A 1,715-nucleotide genomic window follows, 5' to 3' on the forward strand; every position below is an offset into this window, starting at 1 on the left:
ACCAGGGACACCCCCACCCCCACCTGGAAGCTCGCCACCGACGACATGACCGCAGGCTAGGCCGGGGGTACGACACTTCCCGCACGTCAGCGGCGGGTGTTACGTCGGATCGAGGCGACGAGTTCAGACGCAGACCAGTTGCGGAGCCGGCGAGGGCAGAACGCCGGCGATGGTCAGGTCGCCCCGGGGGCGCCCACGGTGCTGCAGGGCGGGGCGCAGGGCGTCAGCGCGCGCGCCGGCTGAACCGGCTGAACAACCGCTTGAGCAGGTTGGCCTTCACGAGTCCCGAGATCAGTCCCACGTCGTCCTCCTCCCTCGGGTGTGGTGCATTGATCGACGTCCGGTACCCGAGGGCGAGGGGGTCCATGTGCCGGACGCCTACACTTCCTGGCACGACGGACGAGTCGGCCGGGCGGTCGCGTCGGCGGGGGAGACTCCGTCGCCGAGGAACGTCCGGGCTCCACAGGGCAGGGTGGTCGTTAACGGCGACCCGGGGTGACCCGCGGGACAGTGCCACAGAAAACAGACCGCCGGCGTTCGCGCCGGTAAGGGTGAAACGGTGGTGTAAGAGACCACCAGCACGCCGGGTGACCGGCGTGGCTCGGTAAACCCCACCCGGAGCTAGGTCAAGAAGGAGCGGCGGTCCGCCGCCGCTCCGCGCAGGCGTTCGAGGGCGGCCCGCCCGAGCCTGCGGGTAGACCGCTGGAGCCTGCCGGCAACGGCAGGCCTAGATGGATGACCGCCCATCGGGAGGCCGTGAGGCACCCGTGGACAGAACCCGGCGTACAGGCCGACTCGTCCGTCGCCCTCGCGCGCCGGCGTCCGGGGGCATCACCCGAACGGGTGAAGCGGAGGCGCTGCGCGCACGGCTGGTGACACCGAGTGCCTTTGCGCGGAGGGTCCGCGAAAAGGCCCGATCCGAGCCTCTGGCTCGCCGACGGCCCTGCCTACCGTTTCGATCGTCCGCTGACCGGCGGACCCGGATGGCCGCCCGCCGAACCTGCCCACGGCCGCCCGGCAGCGAACACGACGGGCAGGGCGGGGGACCCACCGTTCGTGGTCCTCCGGGATCTCGGGGTGAAGCCGCGCCTCGCGCGGCCGGGCAGCTCTCGCCCGAACCCGACAGCTAACTCCGCAGGCGGCGAGAGGCTCACCACTCCATGCCCAAGAGCACCCGCACCGTGGGGCGTCACCGGCGCCCCTCCCGCAACCGCACCACGACCGCCGTGGCCTACCCGGCCGTCGTCCTCGCCGCCGCATCGGCCCTCACCATGGGGGCCATCAGCCCCGCGGCCGCGCACACCGGCGAGCACGCGGTCAACCCCGGCGACACCCTCAGCAAGCTCGCGGCCGGCCACGGCACCACGTGGCAGAGCATCTACGACGTCAACCGCGACACCATCGGCGCCGACCCCAACCTGCTCCGTGTCGGGCAGGTGCTCACCATCGGCGGCTCCGGTGCGGCACCGGCGCCGGCGGCGCCCGCGCCCGCCGCAGCCTCCTACACGGTGGTCGCCGGCGACACGCTGGGCAAGATCGCCGCCCGGCACGGCACCACCTGGCAGGACCTGCACGCCCTCAACCTCGGCGTCATCGGTCCGGACGCGAACGTCCTGCGCGTCGGCCAGGTGCTCGCCCTGACCGGCGGCGGGGTCGTTCCCGAGCGGGCCAGCCGGGACGAGCGGCCCGCCCCGGCCCCGGCGCCGGTCAGGGCG

The 1,715-nt window shown here is 73.4% G+C and carries 2 protein-coding genes, 1 other RNA gene and 1 riboswitch; of the genes, 2 read left to right on the forward strand and 1 reads right to left on the reverse strand.

Annotated features, from left to right (window positions below):
• Positions 1-223: 223 nt before the first annotated feature.
• On the reverse strand, positions 224-367 hold the full coding sequence (locus tag E9549_RS22745; protein ID WP_236828878.1) for a hypothetical protein: 144 nt from the start codon (positions 365-367) through the stop codon (positions 224-226).
• A gap of 33 nt (positions 368-400) precedes the next feature.
• On the opposite strand from E9549_RS22745, the gene rnpB reads away from it, so the two are divergent.
• Both rnpB and E9549_RS22755 read left to right on the forward strand, forming a co-directional pair.
• An RNA gene (gene rnpB / locus E9549_RS22750) (RNase P RNA component class A) lies at positions 401-802 on the forward strand.
• Positions 803-1,017: 215 nt separating this feature from the next.
• Positions 1,018-1,153, forward strand: a riboswitch (cyclic di-AMP (ydaO/yuaA leader).
• A 7-nt stretch (positions 1,154-1,160) separates the two neighbouring features.
• Positions 1,161-1,715, forward strand: a 555-nt coding sequence (locus E9549_RS22755; RefSeq protein ID WP_236828879.1) for a LysM domain-containing protein, incomplete at its 3' end; no start/stop codon positions are given.

This window comes from Blastococcus sp. MG754426, assembly GCF_021699055.1.
Lineage (GTDB): Bacteria > Actinomycetota > Actinomycetes > Mycobacteriales > Geodermatophilaceae > Blastococcus.

Excerpts from the sequence above, each read along its gene's own strand:
- E9549_RS22745 (WP_236828878.1), bottom strand. The coding sequence starts at position 367 with ATGGACCCCCTCGCCCTCGGGTACCGGACGTCGATCAATGCACCACAC.